The organism is Reichenbachiella sp. MSK19-1 (assembly GCF_003590315.1).
GTDB lineage: Bacteria > Bacteroidota > Bacteroidia > Cytophagales > Cyclobacteriaceae > Reichenbachiella > Reichenbachiella agariperforans.
In genome coordinates this window covers 164,975-190,276 of record NZ_MIER01000015.1, presented here as the reverse complement: position 1 = coordinate 190,276, position 25,302 = coordinate 164,975, and the positions used below count along the sequence as shown (strand labels likewise).

At 43.3% G+C, this 25,302-nt stretch carries 13 protein-coding genes; 8 read left to right on the top strand and 5 right to left on the bottom strand.

Going from position 1 to position 25,302, the window contains the following annotated elements; genetic code table 11:
- Nucleotides 1-21 precede the first annotated feature (21 nt).
- Together BGP76_RS09180 and BGP76_RS09175 are read left to right on the top strand one after the other, a co-directional pair.
- Nucleotides 22-1,587, top strand: coding sequence for a RagB/SusD family nutrient uptake outer membrane protein (locus BGP76_RS09180; RefSeq protein WP_255416093.1), 1,566 nt, complete (start codon nt 22-24; stop codon nt 1,585-1,587).
- Nucleotides 1,588-1,659: 72 nt separating this feature from the next.
- The gene (locus BGP76_RS09175; protein ID WP_119844442.1) at nt 1,660-4,920 is read left to right on the top strand and encodes a CRTAC1 family protein; all 3,261 of its coding nucleotides are present in this window, start codon (nt 1,660-1,662) and stop codon (nt 4,918-4,920) included.
- A gap of 124 nt (nt 4,921-5,044) precedes the next feature.
- Here the strand turns inward: BGP76_RS09175 and BGP76_RS09170 are convergent, their stop codons facing one another.
- A complete protein-coding gene (locus BGP76_RS09170) occupies nt 5,045-6,382 on the bottom strand; it encodes a family 43 glycosylhydrolase (RefSeq protein ID WP_119844441.1) in 1,338 nt (445 codons plus the stop codon).
- A gap of 180 nt (nt 6,383-6,562) precedes the next feature.
- On the opposite strand from BGP76_RS09170, the gene BGP76_RS09165 reads away from it, so the two are divergent.
- The 5 genes from BGP76_RS09165 to BGP76_RS09145 all read left to right on the top strand — a co-directional run bounded on the left by BGP76_RS09165 (nt 6,563) and on the right by BGP76_RS09145 (nt 15,714).
- A complete protein-coding gene (locus BGP76_RS09165; RefSeq protein WP_119844440.1) occupies nt 6,563-8,377 on the top strand; it encodes an arylsulfatase in 1,815 nt (604 codons plus the stop codon).
- Nucleotides 8,378-8,383: 6 nt separating this feature from the next.
- Nucleotides 8,384-10,045, top strand: a complete 1,662-nt coding sequence (locus BGP76_RS09160; protein ID WP_119844439.1) for a sulfatase-like hydrolase/transferase — start codon at nt 8,384-8,386, stop codon at nt 10,043-10,045.
- Between the two features lie 8 nt (nt 10,046-10,053).
- Nucleotides 10,054-11,610 carry an arylsulfatase gene (locus tag BGP76_RS09155; RefSeq protein ID WP_119844438.1) on the top strand — a complete coding sequence of 519 codons (1,557 nt, stop codon included), beginning with the start codon at nt 10,054-10,056 and terminating at the stop codon, nt 11,608-11,610.
- Nucleotides 11,611-11,623: 13 nt separating this feature from the next.
- Nucleotides 11,624-13,129 (top strand): sulfatase-like hydrolase/transferase, encoded by a 1,506-nt coding sequence (locus BGP76_RS09150; RefSeq protein ID WP_221409868.1) that lies wholly within the window; start codon nt 11,624-11,626, stop codon nt 13,127-13,129.
- Nucleotides 13,130-13,365: 236 nt separating this feature from the next.
- Nucleotides 13,366-15,714 (top strand): T9SS type A sorting domain-containing protein, encoded by a 2,349-nt coding sequence (locus BGP76_RS09145; protein ID WP_119844437.1) that lies wholly within the window; start codon nt 13,366-13,368, stop codon nt 15,712-15,714.
- Nucleotides 15,715-15,902: 188 nt separating this feature from the next.
- Here BGP76_RS09145 and BGP76_RS09140 read toward each other — a convergent pair whose 3' ends face one another.
- Nucleotides 15,903-17,846 carry a carbohydrate-binding protein gene (locus BGP76_RS09140; RefSeq protein ID WP_119844436.1) on the bottom strand — a complete coding sequence of 648 codons (1,944 nt, stop codon included), beginning with the start codon at nt 17,844-17,846 and terminating at the stop codon, nt 15,903-15,905.
- Nucleotides 17,847-17,927: 81 nt separating this feature from the next.
- Complete coding sequence (locus tag BGP76_RS09135; protein WP_119844435.1) at nt 17,928-20,846, bottom strand: carbohydrate-binding domain-containing protein; 2,919 nt, start codon at nt 20,844-20,846, stop codon at nt 17,928-17,930.
- A 214-nt stretch (nt 20,847-21,060) separates the two neighbouring features.
- Here BGP76_RS09135 and BGP76_RS09130 point away from each other — a divergent pair, with 214 nt between their 5' ends.
- A complete protein-coding gene (locus tag BGP76_RS09130; RefSeq protein ID WP_158584193.1) occupies nt 21,061-22,053 on the top strand; it encodes a kelch repeat-containing protein in 993 nt (330 codons plus the stop codon).
- A 349-nt stretch (nt 22,054-22,402) separates the two neighbouring features.
- Here the strand turns inward: BGP76_RS09130 and BGP76_RS09120 are convergent, their stop codons facing one another.
- Together BGP76_RS09120 and BGP76_RS09115 are read right to left on the bottom strand one after the other, a co-directional pair.
- Nucleotides 22,403-24,154: an ATP-binding protein gene (locus BGP76_RS09120; RefSeq protein WP_119844433.1), complete on the bottom strand. Its 1,752-nt coding sequence runs from the start codon at nt 24,152-24,154 to the stop codon at nt 22,403-22,405.
- Nucleotides 24,155-24,164: 10 nt separating this feature from the next.
- Nucleotides 24,165-24,995 carry a hypothetical protein gene (locus tag BGP76_RS09115; RefSeq protein ID WP_119844432.1) on the bottom strand — a complete coding sequence of 277 codons (831 nt, stop codon included), beginning with the start codon at nt 24,993-24,995 and terminating at the stop codon, nt 24,165-24,167.
- Nucleotides 24,996-25,302: the final 307 nt, after the last annotated feature.

The following is a 25,302-nucleotide window of genomic DNA, read 5'->3' as shown; positions in this document are numbered from 1 at the left end:
AACTAAGAAAAAGATAACGTTATGAAAATAAATAAGATTTTTCCGATTGCAGGGATGTTAACGATGCTATTGCTAGGGCATACTGCGTGTGACGAAAGTAAAATTTTAGAACAGACTAACCCGAATGCACCCGCAGCATCTACTTTTTGGCAGACAGCTGATGATGCTAAAAAAGGGATTATGGGAGCCTATGCTCCATTTACAGATATATGGTATTATACACGATTCGAAGTATTTGTGTCAGATTATCGTGATGATTTGGTCAATGGGTACGGCACCTCAGAACGAACCGCTGCAGGGCAGTTTGCAGGAGTCCCAGAAAGCAACGCTGCTTTTTGGGTATGGGCCGCTATGTTTAAAGGGGTTTCACGTGCCAACGACGTGTTGGCGAATGTCCCAGATATAGATATGGATCAGTCTGCAAAGGACAATATATTAGGAGAGGCATATTTTATTCGTGCTTTCAATTATTTTAACCTGGTCAATACATGGCTCAATGTACCGCTGATCATTGTTCCTGCTGGTGAGATTCTGAATACCCGTGAAGTACCTCAGGCAGATCCTGCAGTGGTGTGGGAGCAGATAGAGAAAGACTTATTAGAGGCGCAGAAGTTACTACCCAGTGATTGGTCTGAGACTGATAAGGGAAGAGTTACGAATATGGGAGCTACTGCTATGTTAGGAAAGGCTTATTTGTATCAGAAAAAATATGACGAAGCAAAAGTAGAGTTTGAAAAGATACTGGATCCTGCTTCTGGATATGGCTTGGAAGCTGACTACAGAGACAATTTCAGAGAGGCCAGTGAAAACAATAAGGAAAGTTTATTTGAAATTCAGCTTTTAGCAGATGGTAATCAGGGGTGGTGTGCAGACTGTGCTTCACATGGTACTGGTGCAGCTTTTCATCAGGATTTAGCACCGCAGAGTTATACAGGACAGGATGGGATGCGCATCAACCAATGGGCGTTAGACTTGTTTTTGGATGAAACAACGATCAACGGTGAAATAGATCCTAGGGCATTTACTACACTGTTTTGGAACACGACCGAAACGACTACCTATCAGGGAGACGTGTTGCAATCGGCTACTTATGAGGGGACTTCCTTTCAGGATGCTTATGGAGCGACAGATCAACGGATATTTGCTAGTAAGCATTTGGATTTTGAGCAAGGCTATTCGGCAGCATCTATTGGGTGGCATTTCTCTGGTAACAACCTTAGATTGATTCGATATGCTGATATTCTGTTGATGTATGCTGAAGCGGAGTTCGAGCTCAACGGCTCTACCCAAGTAGCTCTTGATGCGATCAATGAAGTTCGAGCAAGGGTGGATATGCCAGCATTTACTACACTGACGATGCAAGATATCCGTGATGAGCGAGTGAAAGAGCTAAGCTTAGAGCGATCGAGGTATTACGACTTGTTGAGATGGGGATTGGTTAAGTCTAGAATTGCTGACAACTCGTCTATCAAGAGCGAAAGTGGTGGTACAGGAGCATACCAGCCTGGTAGAGAGTATATGGCTATTCCTTCTATTGAGCTGGATAATAGTGATGTGTTTACACAAAACCCAGGTTACAATAATTAATAACTGAAAAGTGTTTGGAGATCGCCTAAGAGACTTATGTTCTTTTAGGCGATCTTATTTATTGAAACAACTATGAGAAAACTTGTCTTGATTATACTTCCCTTGGTTGGGTTATTGATGGGGTGCGAATCACCAGATAACGCGCCCTCCGAAATGATTTTTCAAAAATTGGATGCTAGTCAAACAGGGGTTCATTTTAATAATCTAATTCAAGAAAATGATACGCTCAACTATTACACTTACCCCTACCTATACATGGGTGGTGGCGTAGCTACAGGTGATCTCAACAATGACGGACTCATCGACTTGTTTTTTACAGGCAATATGACCCAAAATAAACTTTACCTCAACCGAGGCGATTTTCGATTTGAAGACATCACTACCGATGCAGGTCTATCGGGAGACGACAGGTGGTATACTGGCGTTACACTGGCGGACATCAATGCAGATGGATGGTTGGATATATACTTATGTGTGTCAGGGATATATGGTGAAACGGCTAATGAGCTTTGGATCAATAATCAAGACAATACTTTCACTGAAAGAGCAGCAGAGTATGGGGTAGATGATGAATCCACATCTATACAGTCTAGCTTTTTTGATTATGACAGAGATGGGGATTTAGATCTCTATGTAGCCAATTACCCTCAACTCGAAGTGAGTAAAGGAAATGAGTTTTACTACCGATTGATGCAGAAAAATCATCATGAATACTCTGGGCACTTATACGAAAACAAGGGAGGGGGAAGCTTCGTCGATGTGACAGATCAAAGTGGGGTGAGGAATTTTGGGTTATCGTTGGGAGTGGTCACGGTGGATTTTAACCAGGATGGTTGGCAGGATATTTATGTCTCCAATGACTTTAATGTACCAGACTATTTTTACATTAATCAACGCAATGGACAGTTCAAGGAAGTCCTCAAAGAGTCGATGGGACACACTGCCATGTTTGGAATGGGAGTGGATGCATCAGATATCAACAATGACGGCTTTATCGATTTGGGACAAGTAGATATGACACCCTCTGACCACAAAAGATCTAAAACCAACATGGCAAGTATGCAGCCTGACAAGTTTTTCGAAGGAGTTAAAATGGGGTTTCATTATCAATACATGCACAATGCTTTGCAGCTGAATCAGGGCGTGTCAGCCGATGGGATACCTCAATTTAGTGAAGTGTCACAGTTTGCCGGAATGGCGAAAACCGATTGGAGCTGGTCTATTTTATTTGCAGATTTTGACAATGACAGCAATCAAGATATCTTCATCAGTAATGGGATACTAAGAGATGTGAATAACAACGATGCGAACCTGAAATTTAAAGAAGCGGAATTTTTCGGAGCTAAGAAGGATTACAGGCAGCTGCCCAGTACACCCCTGCAGAATTATCTGTATCAAAATACAGGGAATGTGACCTTTTCCGATGTCTCCAAAGCATGGGGGATGGACGAAAAAGGGTTTTCCAATGGAGCCGCCTATGCAGACCTAAACAATGATGGTAAAGTTGATATGCTTGTTCATAATATCAATGCGCCTGCTTCGATATATCAAAATGTAGGAGAGGGTGCTAATCATTATTTGCAAGTCAGACTGAGAGGCTCGAAAGGTAACCCATCTGCTTTGGGGGCGGAGATTTCCTTGTATGCAGCTGGTACTCGTCAGACGAGGCAGTTGACGAATACCAGGGGTTTTCAATCGGCAATGGATGGTAGGTCGTATTTTGGATTGGGTCAGGTAGCTGTGGTAGATAGCTTGATCGTAAGGTGGCCGGATGGTAAGCTGAGTCAGTATGAAGATATCGCTGGAGATCAATTGCTGAGTCTTGATTATCAAGAAGCGAATTTATATACCGAACCTGAACACAAAACTAAGGGTGCATCTAGTCCGAATACCGTGAATTTTATTCACCGAGAGGATAATTATAATGATTTCTTTGTAGAACCTCTTTTGCCCCACCGTTATTCAAACTTAGGACCTACGATTGCAACAGGTATGGTTGGTGATCAACCCCGTGTGTTTATTGGCAATGGTGTTGATGCTTCTTCGTCTATGTATGAGTTGACGGCTGATGAAGTATGGAAGAAAATCTCAGGGCCTTGGGAGAAAGATAGTTTGAACGAAGACGTAGGCAGTATACTGGAGGATATAGATGGGGATGGAGACCTAGACCTATTGGTTGTGAGTGGAGGAAATGACCCGACAAAGGAGGATTCATTTTATCAAGATAGATTGTATATCAATGTGAACGGGGAGTTTCAAAAAAGTAATCTCCCTAGCTATCGGAGTAGTGGTCAAAGCGTGTTGTTATTCGATTTTGATGGAGATCAAGATCAAGACGTGCTCATAGCAGGTAGGGTGTCTCCAGGACAGTATCCACACCCTCCACCAACTGTGGTGCTAGAAAACCTAGGAGGGAAGGATCATGAATTGCAGTTTGCTTTGCTGTCGACTCAGCGCATGGGCGATTTGGCAGAACCAGGTATGGTTACCGATGCTGCTTTTGTAGATTGGGATCAAGATGGTGCCAAAGAATTGTTGTTGACGGGAGAGTGGTTAGGAGTAGGTGTTTTTAGTTATGTCGATGATCATTTTGAACATAGGTCTATGATGTTGAAAGAAGTTCCTACAGGATGGTATGGAGCTATGTCCGTCGTGGATATCGATAGAGATGGAGATATGGATATGGTGTTAGGCAACTTGGGGTTGAACTATAAGTACAAAGCGAGTAGTCAAAATCCTTTTTTAGTATTTGCGAACGATTTTGATGAAAATGGGCATTCTGATATCGTATTGGGCTACCGAAAGAAAGGAATGCTACTGCCATTAAGGGGCAGGGAATGCTCATCACAGCAGGTGCCAGCCATTAAGGGTAGGTTCAAAACGTATGAAGCTTTTGCTGATGCATCTTTGGAAGATATTTATGGAGAGTACATGCTTGAAAATTCCTTGCAGTATGCTGCCGAGAGCTTTGCTCATATATGGGTAGAGAATGATTCGGGTGTGAACCGGATTCATTTGTTGCCTGACGAAGCACAGTGGTTTTCTATACAAGATATTGAAGTAATCGATTACAATCACGATGGCTATGTCGATCTGATGATGGGAGGAAACCAGCTAGGGTCTGAAGTGGAGACTTCAAGGAATGACGCAGGGATGGGGCTGATCATAGTGGGAAGTCAATCGGGCGATCTGCTACCAGTATCTCCCAGAGAGAGTGGGTTGATGATCTCAGGTCAGACCAATGCCATTGGAATTATCAATACCGATAAGCGATCCTATGCTTTGTTTGGAGTCAATGACTCCCCTCTACAAACCTATATTTACAACGAGTAAATCATGGCGGAAAATGATCGTGGATTGAAGTTCTGCCAGACCAAGGAATTGTAGAAGGGAATCTTTTGTCAGAGCTTATTAGCCCCCCCTGAAGAGGCGTCACTTATTGTACTGGTGAAATGCTCTACTCTATTAAGAGCCAATTTAGATTGACGATCTTAGTGGAACCCCACTCTGCTTTGAAAACCACGTAGAGATCGTGTACACCGTCTATTTTTTGCTTCACTGGAGCTTCTAGAGTTGTCCAGCTGTTCCATCCCCCAGTGTGTTGAGCAGAGAAGGTCGCGACTGTAGGCCCATTGGGGCTATCCACGTGTACTTCAAATGAGCCGATTCGTTGCCCGCAGGCTACTCTGGCTTGTATGCTTTTAGCTGTGCCTGCTCCGAAGTTTACTTGATCAAATCGAACATGTGACATCATTCGAGTTTCGCAGACCATCCAGCCATTTGGCTCATTGCCACCTACGAAAGCAGTCTGAGCGCCTTTGATTTCATTGTATCTGTCGATTTGAATTGTATCACCTAAGGTTGGTTGGTTGATGCCACGTAGTGTAGGTTTTACTTTTCGGATCGTACCATCTGGTTTGAATTCCATATAGTCAGCACGCATCGAGCGAAGCTTGTTTTGTCCACTGATGTCCCACCAGTGGTAGAAGAGGATCCATCTGTCATTGTAGTTTACTACGGAGTGATGATTGGTGCCATTGTCTATGTTGTCCATGATCTTGCCTTGATAAGTGTAGGGCCCCATGGGGTTTTGACTGGTGGCATAGCCTATGGTGTATCCCTCGTCCGCAAATACATGGGCAAAAGTCAGGTAGTATGTACTATCTTTTTTGAACGGAAAGGAACCTTCCTTGTACCCAGCGGGTAGTCCTTCGATCAGGAGAGGCTTCTGGGTGATTTTTTTCATATTGTTTTCCAGTGGAGCGACGTATAGTTCGTGCCCTCCACCAAAGAAGAGGTAGCTCTGCCCGTCCTCGTCTATAAGTAAGCCTGGGTCTATTCCGCTTACCCCATCTATATAGTTTTTCTCCCATTTGAATGGCCCAGTTGGATTATCAGATACGCCAACCCCAATCCGTCTAAAAGCACTTCCGTCTTTGGGTTTGGCAGGATAGTAGTAGTAATATTTGTTGCCTTTTTTGATGCAATCGGGTGCCCACATGCCGTAAGAGTTTTTTGCTCCCCATGGTACTTCGTTTTGATCTAGTGCCACGCCGTGATCTTTCCAAGTATTGCCATTTTCCAACGAAAAGATATGGTAGTCTGGCATACAAAATCTTGGCGGGTTTTCTAAATCAGCTGGAGGTACTATGTCGTGGGAGGGGTAGATGTACAGCTGTCCATCAAATACGCGTGCCGTAGGGTCTGCAGTGTAAATATGTGTGACGAGTGGGTTTTGACTGAGTGCTCCCTGAGCGAATAGTAAAATAGTCAATAGCGTAGAGATCTGTTTCATGTTGCTTTTCCTAAACTTAATAATGATGACACGATATTAGCTTCACAGAGACTGTCTCAACTGGGGTAAATACTGACATTTCAAATTACCCCTTGTATTGTTCAGTATTTGCCTATGTTCTTTGCTGTAGGGTCTAGTTACTTTAGCACTCATATTATTTGTTTGATTTAGCGAATTAAGATGAAGAGACTGTTAAGGATATTGTTAGGAGTGTTGGTAGTAGGGAGTGTTTGGTCCTGTGAAAAGACTGGAGTCAATCCACCTAATATTGTGTTGGTTGTATCCGATGATCAGGGGTATGGAGATGTGGGAGTACATGGCAATACTGCGATCCACACACCTAATATGGATGCGCTGCATTTGCAGAGTACACGATTGACCGACTTTCATGTTAGTCCTACTTGCGCACCTACGCGTGCTGCGCTTATGACAGGTCGATATGCTAATAGAACAGGTGTGTGGCATACGATAGCAGGGCGATCACTACTCAATGACGATGAGGTGACTCTCGCAGAGGTGCTCAAGCAAAACGGCTATGCTACTGGAATGTTTGGTAAGTGGCATTTGGGAGATAATTATCCATTCAGACCAGAGGATAATGGGTTTGAAGAAGTCGTATCACACCTTGGTGGTGGAGTCGGTCAGCAACATGACTATTGGAACAATGACTACTTCGATGATGTCTATTATCATAATGGAAAACCCCAACAGTATAAAGGGTATTGCACCGATGTATGGTTTGATTTAGCGATTGAATTCATCGATGGTAAAAAGAAAAAAAACGAACCCTTTTTTACTTACATCTCGACCAATGCACCACATGGGCCTTTCTATGTGGAAGATGAATATATGGAAAGGTATAAAGGCAATCCTGACGTAGCGAATCCTGCCTTCTATGGTATGATTACGAATTTGGACGAAAACTTAGGGCGCTTGATGACTTATTTGGATGAAAATGAGTTGAGAGAAAACACCATTTTTATTTTTATGACGGACAATGGTAGCGCCGCAGGTTTTAAGTATGGCAAAGGGGGATTGGCTGCTAGTGGTTACAATGCAGGCATGCGCGGAGGCAAGGGAACGGAGTATGAGGGAGGTCATCGCGTACCATTTTTTATCCGATGGCCTAAGGGGGGTGTCAAAGCAGGAGTTGATATTCAGGACTTGACAGCTCATGTAGATATCATGCCTACACTGCTGGAAATGGCGGGTGTTGAAAGTGTCTCAGAACTGAGTTGGGATGGAGTAAGCCTGATGAAACGATTACTCAATAAGCAGGTGGGTCTAGCAGATCGAGTGATTGTTACAGATTCCCAGCGAAAGGAATTTCCAGAAAAATGGAGGAAAAGTGCCACAATGCAAGATAAGTGGCGATTGGTTAATGGGAACGCACTCTACAAAATAGATGATGACCCCGGCCAGCAAAAGGATGTGAAGAATGATTACCCTGATAAATTTAAAGAACTGACCATGGCCTACGATGCTTGGTGGAACAGTATTCAGGAAGATATCCAGCGCGTACCAAGATTCCCTCTTTGCCCAATCGAAGAACCTGTTACATTGCTACGGGCGCATGACTTACACTTGTATGAAGAACGAGGGTTCAATTCCGTTCCTTGGAATTCAAAATTGATGCGTCAGGGCTTTAAGACGGATGGTTATTATACAGTAAGTATACCCGAGCCTGGGGACTATCGCTTCGAGTTATTTCGCTGGCCACCAGAAGCGCAAGCAGCAATCGGTGCTGAGGTGCCACCAAGACCTGCGGTGACAGGTACTACGGTAGACACCTTGCCAGCAGGAGTAGCGCTCCCTGTGGAGACGGCATCTATCGAGATTGCTGGCCAGCATTTAGATAAAAAAGTAGACCCTGCGGCACAAACTGTATCTTTCGAATTGTCACTAGAGCAAGGGGATACCGAATTGAGAACTTTGTTTGCAGAAGCTGAGGGGGATCCGTATGCTGCATTTTATGTTAGAGTCACTAAAATTTAGAATACAATGAGATATCTAATAGGCATGTGTTTGGTACTCATGAATATCGTGTTATGTGCTCAAGATAGACCCAATTTTGTCTTCATATTGACTGATGATCAGCCCTATGGTATGATGGGCTGTACTGGAAACGAAATTGTGCAGACACCGAATCTAGACCAGTTGGCTGATGAGGGTGTATTGTTTACCAATGCGCACGTGACCAGTGCGATCTGTACTCCGAGTAGGGTGTCCATATTACTTAGTCAGTATGAAAGAAAGCATGGAGTTAATTTTAACTCTGGTACCAGTGTGTCTGATGAAGCGTGGAGTAAAAGTTACCCCATGGTGATGCGAAAAAATGGTTACTACACAGGCTGGGTTGGTAAAAATCATACACCTATCGGACAGGGAGGGTATGAAAGCGGAGTGATGGAAGAAAGCTTCGATTATTGGTATGCAGGACATGGACATTTGGGATTCTACCCAAAAGATCGACACAAGATATTTGAGGATGCCCAGTCCGATACGCAGATAGAAATCGTGGGAGAAGGAATTGAGGATTTTCTCGATCCGAATGCCAAAAAGATGGAGGGAGCTATCACGTTTTTGGAGCAAAGACCAAAGGATAAGCCTTTTGTGTTGTCCGTTTGTCTTAATCTCCCTCACGGTGCAGGTACACGATCCATGCAAATGAGGGATAATGATGATGAGATATACAAGAGTCTGTACCGTGATCGAGAGATTCCTTTGCCTCCGCATTATGTAGCCAAAGAGGATATTGGCGTTCCCAAGTTGCCACAGCACTTGCTGATGGCGGATAACCGGCAGACTGGCTATGATTATGTGGACTCACCAGCGGAAGTGAGAGAAATGTATCTTCGACAGATGCAGGCAATGACAGGTATAGATCGGTTAATGAGAGGCTTACGCGCAACATTGAAGGAAATGAATCTGGAGGAAAATACAATTATCATCTTCACCTCCGATCATGGGCTTTTTATGGGGGAGTTTGGCTTAGGAGGTAAGGCACTGTGTTATGAAAAAACAACGAAAGTGCCTTTGATTGTTTATAACCCAAAGGCCAAAAGAAAAAATAAAGGATTGCGATTAGATCATCTAGTACAAAGTATTGATATCGCTCCGACGATGCTATCGATGGCACATATAGAAGCGCCTGGGTCTTTTCAAGGAAAGGATTTGACAAGTACGCTTAGCGGATCGAATGATGAGGTCAGAGACTATGTGTACACAGAAAACCTATGGTCTACGCAGTTTGGAAACCCAAGGTGTGAGGCAGTACAGAGCAAGGAATGGAAGTATATACGTTATTATGCCAATCACAATTTGCCTGCTTTGAGAAAAATACAAACAGCAAAAGAGCTAGGCATGAGTGTCAATGAAATGCTGTATGCAGTACATGATCCTGACATAGCGATGTACAGGCAGTATGTAGAAGCACCTTTGGAAGGCGAAGAAGTGGTTTACGAAGAACTCTACCATTTGAGCATAGATCCGATGGAAACAACGAATCTCGTACAGGATCAGCAATACGCAGATCAACTGAACGAACTAAGAGGAGTCTGGAACTCTGAAATCAGAAAGGCAAGAGAGGAAGGGAGAGCAGCAGTCTACCGCTATACAGCTGATAGTCAACTTCAATCAGGCCAGTCAATCGAAACGAAATAAAATCAACAATGAAACGACGAATAACAGTATTTGTAACCATTACCTTATTAGGTTTTTTAGCTGCATGCAACAGTTCACAGTCCGGGGAATCCAATGTAGATAATAGCACCCCACCCAATATCGTAGTAATCTATCTCGATGATTTGGGGTACGGGGATGTGAGTGCTTATGGAGCCACTCAAATCATTACCCCCAATATCGATAAGTTGGCTAATGGAGGGGTTAGGTTTACACAGGGCTATGCCACCTCAGCTACTTGTACACCTAGTCGCTATGCTTTGCTCACTGGACAATATCCATGGCGAAAAAAAGGTGCTGAGATTCTTCCTGGTACTGCACCATTGTTGATTGATACTGCACAGGAGACTATCCCTAAGATGCTTCGAAAGCAAGGATACCATACAGGAATCGTCGGGAAATGGCACTTAGGATTAGGTAGTGGGAATGTGGATTGGAACCAAAATATTAGTCCTGGTCCAAATCAAGTGGGTTTTGACTATGCCTATATCATGGCAGCCACACAGGATAGAGTACCTACGGTATATATTGAAAATGGAAAAGTGGAAAACCTTGATCCTACTGATCCCATTCAGATCAATTATAAGGAAAACTTCGAAGGAGAGCCAACGGGCAAGGATAACCCCGAACTCTTGAAGCTGACTTGGCACCACGGTCACAACAATAGTATAGTCAACGGTATCCCACGAATCGGGTACATGACGGGTGGGGAGAGTGCAAAATGGAAAGATGAAGATATGGCGGATAATTTTTTGGCGCATGCACAGACCTATGTCAAGGGACACAAAGACGAACCCTTCTTTCTCTACTACGCGATGCAGCAACCGCATGTACCACGTACCCCACACGCGCGGTTCGTGGGTAAGTCAGGTATGGGGCCTAGAGGCGATGTAATCTTAGAGGCTGACTGGATGATCGGTGAGTTCGTCAAGACGCTCGAAGATGAGGGGATATTGGAAAACACCTTGATTATACTGACTAGCGACAATGGCCCGGTACTTAATGATGGTTACAACGACCAGTCTGTAGAGCTACTCGGTGAACATGACCCTAGAGGGGGCTTAAGAGGAGGGAAATATAGTTTGTTTGAAGCAGGTACTCGTGTGCCATTTATCTCCTACTGGAAAGGTAATATACTACCAGTAGTATCCGATGCAATAGTGAGCCAGTTGGATCTTTATTCTTCACTGGCAGAGCTGACTGGAGGTGAACCTAGTAGTTCGGATAGCCAAAATTTCTTGCCTGCGCTGTTGGGACAGTCCAAAGATGGACGTGATAACTTAGTGTTAGAGGCGACTTCTCGTACGGCATTCCGACAAGGAGACTGGGTGATGATCCCTCCGTATGAAGGTAATTCTGTCAATACTCAGGTCAACATAGAGCTAGGAAACGCGAAGGAGTTCCAACTATACAATCTGACTGAAGATCAAGCTCAACAAGTGAATCTAGCAGATCAGAACTCCGAAAAGCTGCAGCAAATGTTGACGGATTTTGAGGCCATCCGTGGCAAGGGGTATGGTAGTACAACCCCTTTAGAATTAAAATAATTTTTTAGAAGTTATGATGAAACAAGGAATGTATCTCGTGTTGCTCTCGCTGCTGGTGGTTAGTGGATGTCAACCGCCAGAAAAGATAAGTGAGAAGCCAAATATCGTTTTCATATTCACAGATGACCAGACTTACGATGCGGTCCATGCGCTAGGCAATGAGGAGATTGTTACTCCTAATATGGACAGATTGGTCAAGGAAGGAACCACCTTTACACACGCATACAATATGGGGGCTTGGAATGGAGCTGTATGTGCCGCTTCACGCGCACAGATGGTGTCTGGACGCTCAGTATGGCGAGTCAATCAGTTTAGAGAGCAATGGAAAAATGGAGATTCTCTAGATATGACATGGGGGCGTCTTATGAAACAGGCGGGGTATGATACTTACATGACTGGCAAATGGCATGTAGATGCACCAGCATCCAAAGTGTTTGATGTCTCTGTAGACGTTCGTCCAGGAATGCCAAAAGATCATTGGGATCACGCTAAGATGGTTGAGCAATTTGCGGAACTGGTGGATAAAGGACTCAAAACCTCAGAAGAGGTCATGCCGTTAGGCTACAACAGACCGCAGAATGCTGAAGATACCGCATGGCGTCCTGATGACCCTGCTATGGGAGGCTACTGGGCTGGAGGTCGTCATTGGAGTGAAGTACTGAAAGAGGATGCTTTAGGTTTTATCGATCAAGCGACCCAAAAGGATAATCCTTTTTTTATGTATTTGGCCTTCAATGCACCCCACGATCCTAGACAAGCCCCAACAGCTTATCAAGAGATGTATGAGGTAGAGGATATTACGCTTCCAGAGAGCTGGGTGCCAGTATATCCATACCAAGATTTGATAGGCAATGGCCCATCTTTGCGCGACGAAGCATTGGCTCCTTTTCCACGAACGGAGTTTGCTACCAAGACCCATATTAAAGAATACTATGCATTGATTAGTCATCTAGATGATCAAATTGGACAAATTTTGGATGCCCTCGAGGCAAGTGGAAAGATGGAGAATACCTATATCTTTTTTACCGCAGATCATGGTTTGGCCATGGGTAGGCATGGGTTGATCGGCAAGCAAAGTCTCTATGACCATAGTGTGCGGCCTCCTTTTATGGTAGTGGGGCCAGATGTCCCTCAAGGACGACAGATAGATACAGATATCTATTTGCAGGATGTGATGGCTTCCGCTCTTGATTTGGCAGGAATAGAAAAACCGAGTTATGTAGAGTTTAATAGTGTCATGCCACTGATCAGTGGGAAGCAGGTGCAGTCAAACTATGAGTCCATCTACGGGGCGTATGTCGACAAGCAACGAAGCGTTAGGAAGGATGGGTATAAGCTAGTGGCTTACCCTAAAGCAGCGAAGCTTCTGCTTTTTGATCTCAACAATGATCCAGAAGAAATGACCAACCTAGCAGACACGCCTGAGTATGAGGGGAAAGTAGCCAGTTTGTTTGATGAGCTATTGGTTTTGCAGGCTCACTACGATGATCCTTTGGATATTAGAGGAATGAGACCATAAAGTAGCGAGTAGTTGTAAAGAGCCACTGCATATAAATGTAGTGGCTCTTTTGCTTTACACAGGTGTTGAATATTGCTATAGAGAGTTGTATTAGCAGTTTTTTAGCCAATCCCCCCCCTAATTTTGAAGTAAAATACCACTCCCTTCTCAGTAGCCTAACAACTAAATTGCATGCGTACTTTGATGTACATTATACCACCTGACCTAAGGTTGTTTTAATATAATTTCAATAGCATATGAAAGAAAAATTACGGTTGTGTATTGTGGGTGTATTGTTGTGTTTGGTAGGGGTTGTAGCATCACATGTTTGCTATGGTCAGACGAAAGTTGTCGTAGATGTAAACACACTTTGGTACCTAGGAGATGAAAATGAACTGCATAGAGAAAAATACTTTGCTTATCATAACACGGGAAATGACGTAGAAGCGCAAGAGTTTAAGTCTACCTATGATGTAGTAGAGGGACGGAGGTTTTGGGGGCCATTCTCCCATGCCAAGGGGCAAACTCAGGAGGTGGGAGAATACCCTAATCCAAAATCCAATACGGACAATACTGTCAGAGCTGTCACACGTTACATATCCACGGAGCACCCATACAATGCCTATGTAGATGGCTTGGATCCTGTGTCAGCAGGTGAATGGGCTGCAGAGTACTACAAAAACTGGGTAGGTGATAGTGATCGCCCTATGTATTTTGAACCGATGAATGAGCCCTTTGTTCATGCATCCGAGTTTTATGATGGTGGATGGAATACTGCAGAAAATGTTCGAATCAAGAAAGGAATGTCTCAAATGTATGGAGAAATAGGTAAGAGTATCCATGAGACCCCTGAATTAGCCAATATGAAGGTGATCGGATATTCGGCAGCTTGGCCATCAATGGAACTAGATGGTTTTGGACATTGGGGAGAGAATATGAAATCCTTTATGGATATAGCTGGGGAACACATGGATGCACTTTCTACACATCTGTATGATGGTATCAATGTGGAAGGCCAAAATACCCGAAGGTCAGGAAGTAATTCAGAAGCAATATTGGACTTGATCGAGTCTTATAGCTTTGCTAAATGGGGGGAAGTGAAACCTCATGCTATTTCTGAGTATGGCGGTATTGAAGATGGCTATGGAGATGATTATAGTGATATAGCGTCTGTTCAAACCGTAAAATCTATTAATCAAATACTCTTTAATCTACTCAATCGTGATGACCGTATCGAGGTGTCCATTCCATTTATTACAGGAAAGGCCACATGGCATATCACAGAAGAAAACAACTATCAACCCTATGGAGCGGTACTCTGGAAACCTACCAATATAGGAGAGCCTACCGTAGAGGGGTGGGAGTATACTCCTAGGGTGACTTTTTATGAAATATGGAAAGACGTATCTGGCAAGCGTGTGGATGTTACTTCAGATAATTTTGATATTCAGACGGTGGCTTTCTTGGATGAAAATGTTCTTTATGTTGGACTGAATAATCTATCTGACGGTACCGAAGAGGTGAATTTAAATTTTTTAGCAGGCCTACCTACAACCGCAGAGGTTAGGCATCGCTCGATCAAAATATATGCTGACAAAGCACATGAATATAAGGATGAAGTATTAGCTGAATTACCTGAAAATATTTCAATGATAGGAGGGCAAACTTCTATGTTGGTCATCAAGTTAGGAGAAGCCGTAGATCAATTTGAGCATACAATAACGACACGTAGGTACTATAACAATCGAGTTGTCGAAGGGATTGCCGCCAATACGCCTATTTTTTATCAGTTCAAAGATGTGAAACTGGGAGAGGGTCGTGCGCAGCTCAATTTTGGGATTGGACGTAAGCATGATCGTTCGAAAAAGCCCGAAATTCTGATCAATGGTATCAAGGTAGATGTCCCCGACAATTGGAAAGGTTATGACCAAGCAGATAGAGAAGACTTTTTTGGATTGATAGAGGTGCCTTTTTCACGTGATCTACTTGTTGCAGGACAGAATATTGTCTCTCTCTCATTTCCTGATGGGGGCGGACAAGTGAGTTCGGTTGTGTTACAAACTACATTGGATAATGCATCGTTGGCGAGTGATGAAATTAGCTTGAGTCCTGAAGTCATGAATCTGGGGGTTGGTGATGAGGTAGAACTGAAATTAAACCTCGGTAGCAGTTCTTCAGAGGAAGTGGCCTGGAGCAGTTCAAATGAAGCAGTGGCGTCAGTCAATGGTGATGGCATGGTCACTACTCTGGGAGAAGGCAGAAGCATTATTTCTGCTAGGACTGCTAGTGGACTTATTGCTTATAGTTCGGTGTATGTCACGGCAGAAGTATTGTCGTCTCAGTCAAGTCTGGATGATGCGGATTGGGTTCTTTACCCAAACCCTACAGAGGGCGGAGATGTTACGGTAAGGTTCACTCAGGAAGTGAGAATTGATCTGGTAGAAGTACTAGATATGACGGGGCAATTGCTCTATGTACAAGAGGTAGACAGGGTTTTAAAAACAATAAACGTACCTCTGTCCCAATTATCTGGTTCTAGTACATTGCTTTTTGTACGAGTCAGAACGGACAATGGAGTGTTACGAACCAAGGTTTTTAGTAAATAGTGATTTAGTAAGTAGTTAATTTTAGTAGTAAAAGCTGGGGGAACTCAGCTTTTACTGTGTAGATGATTTAATAATAAAAGGCACAGGTAGAGAAGTGATATTTCTAAACCGGTGCCTTTTTTAGGTATTAAAGTGTATTTCCTTCTAGGACTTTAATCAGGCATCTAGATGCTTTAACTCATACACATCTATTTTCTTATCCGTATCGTTTTGGCTTGCGTGTTAGTTCCGACTCGGAGAAATGAAATTCCACTGGGAATTGAAGTGTTTGCAATGATAATTTTAGCATCCTCTTGATGGTACTTTATTGGTAGTTGTTTTCCATCCAATGCAAAGAGAGTGATTTGACTGCCTTGGTGTGACTTTGGCAGTTGCACTGTTAGATCCCCATGTTGTTGCAAGGGTACAGGATATACTTGTACTTGTGCAATGTCTTCAGACAATGTTGTCTCGACTTCACTGATCATTCGAGCAGATGGAGAAGCCCATGCAGACCAGAAGTTGAGATTCATACCTCCAGAAACTACTTCTATCCTTACGACGTGGACACCTGCTGAAATATTGACATTCGAAGTAGTGAGAGTGGTATAACTCTGCCACCCACCGGTGTTAGGGACTGATTTGGTACCCGATACATCATTTCCGTCTACTAGGATTTTGAATTTCCCATTGCCGTTGATGGAGCTGACGCGTGTGTAGAAGTGGTAGTCCATGCTGGAGTTGAATTGGGTAGTGAACTCTAACCATTCTCCAGTATTCATCCATCCGATATTGTAAGTGCCACTGCTGTCGCCGGTGTTCTCTATGTCTACCCCATCGGTTCTGTACTGGCCGCCATTGTTGCTAGCATCTGTGTCATGGTATGCGACTCCCTCTCCACCATTGTCATAGTTCTGAGCTTCTACTTTGCCAGGGATAGCCCAAGCAGTGCCTCCATAGGCTGATTGGCTGCTTCCGCCGCTAGTCACAGTTACATTGTTGATCTGGCAAAAATCGGTGTTTTGCTGCCAGTTGGTACCTACGGGACGGATACTTGTTTTGAAAATATAGTTGCTGCCTGCGGGAGGTGCACTACTCAGGTTGATGCTGATAGTGGCAGTACCACTTCCTGCACCGACAGTGGTGCTACCATTACCTAACCAGCTGCTGCTCCAGAACTCAACCACTACATCTCTTGACTGGCTGGCAGTATAGGGTACAGAGACGGTTATAGTAGAGGATGAGGCTAAGCTCGTAGGTAGTTGACTACAGTTGATGTCGTCTGCGCCACCAGTAGTAGGGGTATTGATGACATAGCGATTCCAAAATTTGCTAATGTTATCTGCGTCACTACCGATATCAAAAATCCACCAGTTTTCGGAGCAATCCGAAAAATCCACACCACCGCCAGCGATATTTGGATTTTCCCATGAAGCATTCCAGTTGTCACAGATTTGATCTGCCAGTGTCCAGTAGTTTTTAGATGCAGTGTTTGGGTTTCCAGAAGCTTTGGCTTGGTTCATCCAAGTAGTATTGGATGTGTTGTAACCAGGCGTGCCATTGTTCGAACTATTGCCATCGTCGATCTTGTTGTAGTCCGTATTGTTTTTGACCCACGTGAGTTTCCATTGTGTTGCTTGGTCTTCGTTCCATTGGCTGTGTTGTACGACGATGATCTTGGATAAAACGGTGGATGCAGTGACACCATCATTTAAAAGTGCCTGACACAAATCGTAGGTAAAGTCCGATTGACCTGCCTCTTGAACAAAGACTTTTCCTCCAGCATTGAGTATGGATTTGACCTTGTCTCTCACACGCGTCACCGAGGCGCTCCAGTTGGTGTGTGCATCCGTCCATTTTTGGTTTTGAGTTCCAAAAAGGCTGTTGTAAAACCCAGGGACTGCTGAGGTGATATAGGTCCCTCCTTGTATACCGTATGCTCCTGCGACTACATAGTACTCGATACCCGATAGATCAGGGTGCTGTAGCATACTGGCTAGAGCAGCTGCCGAATGGATGTCGTCTTCATCTGGTTTTAGATCAAAATTGGCTAACAATAGATCTTTGCTTTTGTCAAAATACTGACGGGCATGGATTTCGGTACTCCAGGTGACTACTAGGAGTACTAAGATGGATAATAGTTTAATTTTCATAACTAAATTGGTTTATGTGAAAAGTATAATTTTCGAAAAGGAAATCAACCGGCTGATTGATTCGAGCCGGTTGATAATTGTTTATTCTAGAATCAATTTTTTTGAGATCAGTCCATTCCTACTTTGGAATTGAAGCAGATAGATGCCTGACTGTGGCAATAACTGACGTTGGATACGTAGCGTCTTACCTTCCATTTTTTGATAGTAAGCTAGTCGACCATTCATATCATAGATCGATACCGTACCCTCCATGGTCTCGTTTTCTATTTTGATGTTCAAAACATCTTGATCGAGAGGGTTAGGATAAACCGAAAGCGTGTTGTCTAGATCTGATTTGTTTAACTCTTGGGCTATTCTGGCACCATTTTGTGCTTGCCATGCTGCCCAGTTGTTGAAGTTGAGGCCACCACTGATGACTTCAAAGCGAACGATATGTGTTCCGCTGGTTACATGGATATCTCTGAGGTGATGTGTCGAATAACTCTGCCAACCGCCAGTGGCGGTTAGGTTTTTGGTCCCAGTTACATCCACGCCATCTACTAGAAAACGGTATTGTGCTCCGCCATTGAGGGATGCCAAACGAGGGAAGAAGTCATAGTTTTGAGTCACAGTGAAGTTAACTGAGTATTCCAACCACTCTCCAGCATTCATCCAACCGATGTTGTATCCTCCACCAGTATCACCGCAAGCCTCTATGTCCACACCGTCACTTCTGTACTGCGAGCCATTGTTAGTAGCGTCTGTGTCGTGATATGCTACACCTTCTCCTCCATCATCATAGTTTTCGGCTTCTACTTTGCCGGGGACTGTAGGAGCGGGGCTTCCGTAGGGGGTCTGCAGCGATGGAGCTGTGACGGTAATGTTGTTGGCCTGATCTGTATCTAGAGCAGTAGTCCAGTTGCCGTTGGTAGGTCTGATACTGGTCTTGATGACATAGCCAGTGCCAGGTGTGGGAGCGGTATTTAGATTGATGGAGACACTTGATGAACCACTGCCTGCATTTACCACTGTTTTGCCTTGTCCTAGCCACCCTGTAGATGACCAGAACTCTACAATGAGGTCTCTAGTCGTGCTGGCGGAATAGTTGACCGTAAAGTTGAGCGTAGTGTTGGATTCTATTGCGCTGGGAGGAGAGGCTAGCCCAATGCCGTCTGTGACGCTCACCGCTTGGTCGTACTTGCTCACCTCTAGAATCATAGAACTCACATGCCCGTCACTGTCTGGGAACTCAACGGTAATGGTATTGTTGTTTTGCAGTAGATTCATAGGGACAGGGATGTCAATCGTCCCAAAGAAGTCATCTCTATTGGCCTGATCATAGCCCTTCCAGTTAGAGGGGACACTCACCGTCGTACCGTTGACTTTGACTTCAGGAGCTTTGGATTTGTTGTGCTTGCGCCCTATGCCCATGTGCAGCACTGCGGTACCTGTACCAGTCGTCACGTTGTTGAACGTAAAACTGATAGCGGTATTCGCAAGGATGCTTTGTAGATGCTTGCTCGTATAGTACTTTTTACTTCTTATGGTATTGTCAAAACTGATATTGCTAGCATAGCTGTACTCCAGGACGACCGTTTCTCCAGCTATCAGTGTGATGGACGAAGGGGCTGTGCTTTGCGTTGTAATGCTCATGTTAGGCATGCTTTGGTCATAGATTTTCAAACTTTTGACCTTTACATTTTGCAACCCAGATACTTGCTGGGCAAAGCTTAAGTTGACTGTTTCATTGCCTTCGTCTAGGTTGTTGATAGCCACATAGAGCTTGCTACCATCTACAAAGCCTTGCACCTGTACATCAGGGTTGTTGCTTGAGACATAAACACGCTTGCCTTTGACGTCTTTCCACAGCTCGTAGAAGTGAATACGTGGTGTATATTCCCAGCCGGCAGGGTTGGGTTGTCCGATATTGGTAGGTTTGAAGAGGACTGCCTGATAGGGCTGGTAATTGTTGGCGGCAGTGATGTGCCATTCGGCCTTGCCGGTGATGAATGGAATTGAGATGGCCATTTTGTTTTCTCTCTCCAGTAGATTAAATAGCATGTGGTTGATGGAGCGTACAGTCTGGATACTTGCTATGTCGCTGTAGTTGTCTCCATACCCTTGCTCTATCGCACCATACTCAGAGATGGCATGCGGTTTGACCGTTCCCCACTTAGTGTAGCTGTAGGTCTCGATCAGGTCGAGGATGGCTTCCGAATTGCTGCCCGATCGTTTGTTGTCCTGCCCTGAGACATTGACTCCATCATATAGATGAGTCGCAAATGCATCCATGTTGGCACCTGCTACATCCATGAACATCTTCATGTTCTCGTCCCAATGACCAAAATTGTTAAGTTCTAAGGAAGGCCATGCAGAAGAATAACCTAGGATTTTCATATTGGCTAGTTCTGGTGTTGCATGGAACTTGGCACCCACGGCACTGAACAACTCAGCCATCTGTAGTTTAATGCGATCGTTCTCGCTGCTGCTCCATGGTCCCGTGTAGAAGTCCTTGGCATGGACGAAGGGCTCATTCATCGGCTCAAAGAACTCTGGTCTACCCGATGCATCTACAAAGTCTAGGTAATACTCCGCAGCCCAGTTGGCAGCATTCTGGACATTGAGACCGTCTTTGAATGGGGCGGCAGGGTGCTCGGTACCAATGTAGCGGCTAACGCTTCGGACGCCTGTTCCTCCGGATTGAGGAGCAGGGTAGCTACCGACTGGGTTGCCTTTGCTGTTGGAGTAGGAAAAAGGACCCCAGAATCCACGTCCTTTGCCTACGTTATAGTCATTGTAGAAAGAGGTGAAGTCACTATCGTTGTTTGTTGCATGGATATTAAAGTATTTGGTTCTATCCAGCTGGGATACACTGCCTACATAGCGCTGTACCTTGGGTGAGATACTGACACTCGTCTGTGCGAATGTCAGTAGAGAGATGAGTAAAAGTGCCAGGGTTGCTAGCATTCGTTTGGACAGGAGATTTCCATCCATCTGTTTTTTGATGTAATTCTGTTTCATAATCATAGTTATTTGTTAATTACCTGATCATCAGGTCTATGTTATGAATTTAGGGTCTCTTGCTGGAGTGGATAGGGGAATAAAAGTACTTGATTTGGGGGATGGAATTTTTGAATAAGTTTATCTTTTGTACAAATGGTTTTCTGTATTGCTCAAATCGTTGTGTGGGAATATATGGATGAGTTTTTCTTGTCAATTCCTTAATATTGACTTTATGAAAAGAAAAGAAATTATTATACAAGGAATAGCCTTGGTGTGTTTGTATTTGTCTGCTTCTGTAGCATGGTCACAGGAGTGGCAGACGATAGCGTGTGAAGGTCATGCTACGAAACGTCATGAGTCAGGACTTACGATCCATGATGGGAGTCTCTACCTGATAGGGGGCAGAGGGGTCAAGCCTGTAGAAGCGTTAGATTTGGAAAAGAGCAGTTGGCAGCATCACGAGCCTACTCCATTGGAGATGCATCACATTACCCCAGTATCGATTGGAGATAGGATTTATGTCGTCGGCGGATTGACTGGGGGCTACCCTACCGAGCAGCCTTTGACGCATGTCTATAGCTATGATCCGAATACCGATCAATGGGAAACCGTACTGGAGATACCCGTAGAAAGAAGAAGGGGGGCAGGAGGTGTGGTTGTACAGGGAGATGATATCTATTTGGTCAACGGAATCACGAATGGTCATACTAGTGGAACCAATGCAATGATGGATGTATATCATACCAAGACCAATACTTGGGAGGTGCTACCAGATGTGCCACATATCCGTGATCACAGTGCAGCAGTGATAATAGGTGAGCAGCTATATGCGCTAGGGGGTAGAAACACAAGCTATCACGAAGCGGATAATTTTATGGCTTTTTTTACGGCTGTTGTGACAGAGATTGATGTGTATGATATGAATGCCAAGGAATGGATGACCCTAGATGTGAAACTGCCCATTCCGTCAGCAGGCCCAGGTGTGGTGGTCTGGGAGGAGCAATTGATCTATCTGGGAGGCGAAACAGGTGATCTGCCAGCTAGAGATGAAGTCTACTCTTTTGATACCAAATCGGAAGTTTGGAAAGCACTACCCGAATTGAATCAAGGACGTCATGGAACCAATGCAGCGCTTTGGAAAGGGAAATTGTATATCGGAGCGGGGAGTGGCAACCGTGGAGGAGGTCCGGAACTCAATAGCGTGGAAGTGCTGGAGTTGGAATAATCATTATAAAAGAGGTGGGAGTTTTAAGGATATGAAACTCCCACCTCTTTCATTGTAGTTGTGGTTTTTACTCTTGGTTCAATCCGTTATATATATCTTGAGAACGACCATTACCATCCCTAGACTTAAGAAAAGAGGCTATGAAAGTATGATGGATTACTACGCCAAAGTGAAAGTCTGATTGGATGAACTGGGGCGGAGCGTAAAGAAAATGTCTGTTAGACATTTTTAGCGAGGAGCCGGCCTGTAGGGTAGGGATTGAGAACCGCTTGGTCTGTCCTGACGAAGAAAGTACCTGGTGGTGTGAGAGGCGCACTGGCGGTCATTTGACCGTCAGCCGTCTACTCGATTAGGCACTATTTTTCAATTCGTCGATTAACCAATCCAGTCGTGATTTAGCTACACTTAAAATATCTAAATAAGTTCTGAACCTTACGTCATCACGTTCGTTGATTGAACTTATGTTCCTATCAACCTTTCCGCCAACAAGTATGATTTCAATTTTTTCATTGTGAAAGTATTGATTTAATTCATCCCTGTACTCTAAGGCTTGCCGTTCTGTATCCCTGTTAATCGTAAAATCAGGGCGTTTAAATTCAATAAGCGTTAAGGTTCTGTCAAGCTTTCGTCCTAGCAAAAGGTCTGGTCGTTTTAAAGCCTTGTCACCCTTATATTCTTTATCTAAAATCGCCTTTATAGCCGTCTTCAGATTGATGTCTGAAAGAAGGACGGAATAGTCATCCCCTAATATCCATGTGCTACCTTCTATTGCTTTATGAATAGTGCTTTCAAGAGTTTTCTTGTTTTGAATTAGAAGATGAAGTTCGTCTAAGTATTTAAGCCTGTTAACGGCTTGGCTTGTTACGATACTCATTTCTAGGATACCAAATTCAGCTAAGGCATCAGCAAATTGTTCAACATCACTATTGTGAGCTGATTCTATGTTTTTGATGATGTCCCAGTAATGATCTTGTTGCATTGCAGAGACCATAACTGAAATGATAGTGTTTATTTTCTCTTCTGATTCGCCAAAGAATTTTTCGAGTGTTTTGTATAGTGCTTTTTCGGCAAATGGTTGTTTGAACTCAGGGAGCTTTTCTAACTCTTTGTTGATTTTTCTCTGATACCTAGCTCTAGCTAGTTTCATGTCCGTTTTAAAAGTAGTGTCAATTGATGTTTTGACTTCCTTAGTAGTTTCCTCAGCAATTACTTTGTAGAGTTTACTGTTTTCGACTATTGCTCCATGGTCAGCAGTGACATCATTTTTTAAGTCATCACAGATGATTTCACCATAGATTCTATTTTGAAGTTTTTTTGGAACTAGTTCGTCATTAGCCAAAAAGTTAGTTGGTCGACCAATTATTTTGTTGTTCACTCGGGTAACAATACCAGCTTGTTTTACTGGCTTGGGAGTTATTGTGTATTTCAATACAGCACTGACTCCTTCATGTTCGATCTTTTTAGTAAAGGTTTCACCTTTCAAATCTTCAACACCAATTGTGTCATTATTAATCGTAATTGAAAAGTCATTTTCTCGTCCATAATCCCAAAGTAGTATTTGGCTTAATCTATCAGGGTTCGGGTAGTCAAAGTTTTGGTTTAATCCCTCTAGGATAATTGTTGTGCCATGTTCCTTTTCTTGATTGTTTTCTACAATTATGTCAAGAGGGATTTTTTCAATGTCATAGTTTCCTTTCGCTAATTCTGTTCGGTCAATTACCAAAGTCGTACAGATACTCTCAAAATATGTCTTAATAGTCATTCTCTCGGCTACCATAAGTCCTGAGAACTTTCCAATTCCTTTACGTCCTTTAACTTTTCGCCTTTTTGTGATTGATAATGCCCCTTTTCTATTTGTTCGGCTATTCGCAACGTTCAAGTATTCGATTCGGACTTCGTTTTCTTTCATTCCAGAGCCGTCATCATCAATAACTATGCGTGGATTTGTTTCTAAGTCTTTAGGCAGGGTTATTTCGATGTTTTCTGCATCTGCATCGTAGGCATTGTCTATTAATTCTTTGAGAGCTTCTTCTGTCGACCTGTACGTTTCTCCTAAAAGTTCAGCTAGTTTGGTATCGACTTTAAAAAATGCTTGTTTCATTTCAATGATATTAGTTTTGCGGGGTATAGTTCTTAAATTCAGGTGTTATTTCCCCTTGCTCATTTAGTATAAATCGCTCAAGCCACTTAAATTTATTACAGAAAGACTCTCCTTCGTGTTTATCAATTTTACCTCTGACAATTTTCAGAATTTTTTCCAATGTTTGTTTTTTGTCTCGCTCGCTTTCCTCTGTAAAGGTTTCATTTAGCATTCCTTCAATTTCAGGAATCATTCCAGATGTCATTATATAATCTGCCTGTGCACTATCGACTGTTTTGTAATTGAAATGATTCAAGAAACAAATTTCCTCTGGGTCAAATACTAACATTTTCTGAAGTACATTGTATTTGTCTTCTGATTTTGATAGCATCTCGACAATTTTTTGGTCAACTACTATTCTGGGGTGCTTGGCGATTTTAGATTCAATACCATAAGCATCCACTAAACCTCCAGAGAATATCATATTCTCATCAGAATAATATGACCCTGTTGTTATGCCACCTCTTGAGAAATAGCCTTTTTCCATTAAAATAAGTTGATAAGTAATCAAGTATTTATAGAAAAATTCAAACTGTTCGAGAAAGGTGTACCCTTTGTATTCTAAAGGTGCTGACATACATAGACAGTCTGAAAACAACTTGATTTCTACACATTCTTTCCAATGAAAAAGAATAGGATTCTTTTTATCTGTTTCTCTGGGTGTAATTAACCATACTGCCGAATTAACAGCCTCCTTTAAGTCCTCAACGATTGTAGAATCTCCATTTTGATCATACTCCTTGATCAGATTTGCAAAACCAAGTATATCTACAAAAGCAACAATTCTATTTTCAATCTTCATATTCCGTTGTGCCTACAACATTTCGCTATACGCAATTGCGTATATATATTATTGGTATCAAGCTAATCTAGTGGGTTTTGAATGTTTTTCATAGCGTTATGAGCAACATGTGTATAAAGCTCCCTAGTACCTACCGTGTCGGGACACTGCTTTTCGTTTCAGTGGTTTTCAGTCACTCTGCGGAAGGCCTAAAACAACAGACAGCCAAGCGGCACACTATTCATTTTACACGCTTAAAAACCACGGCTACCGACACTCGTCAATCATTGATTTCCTCAAGAATACCCTTTTCCCAGCGTAGCGACAA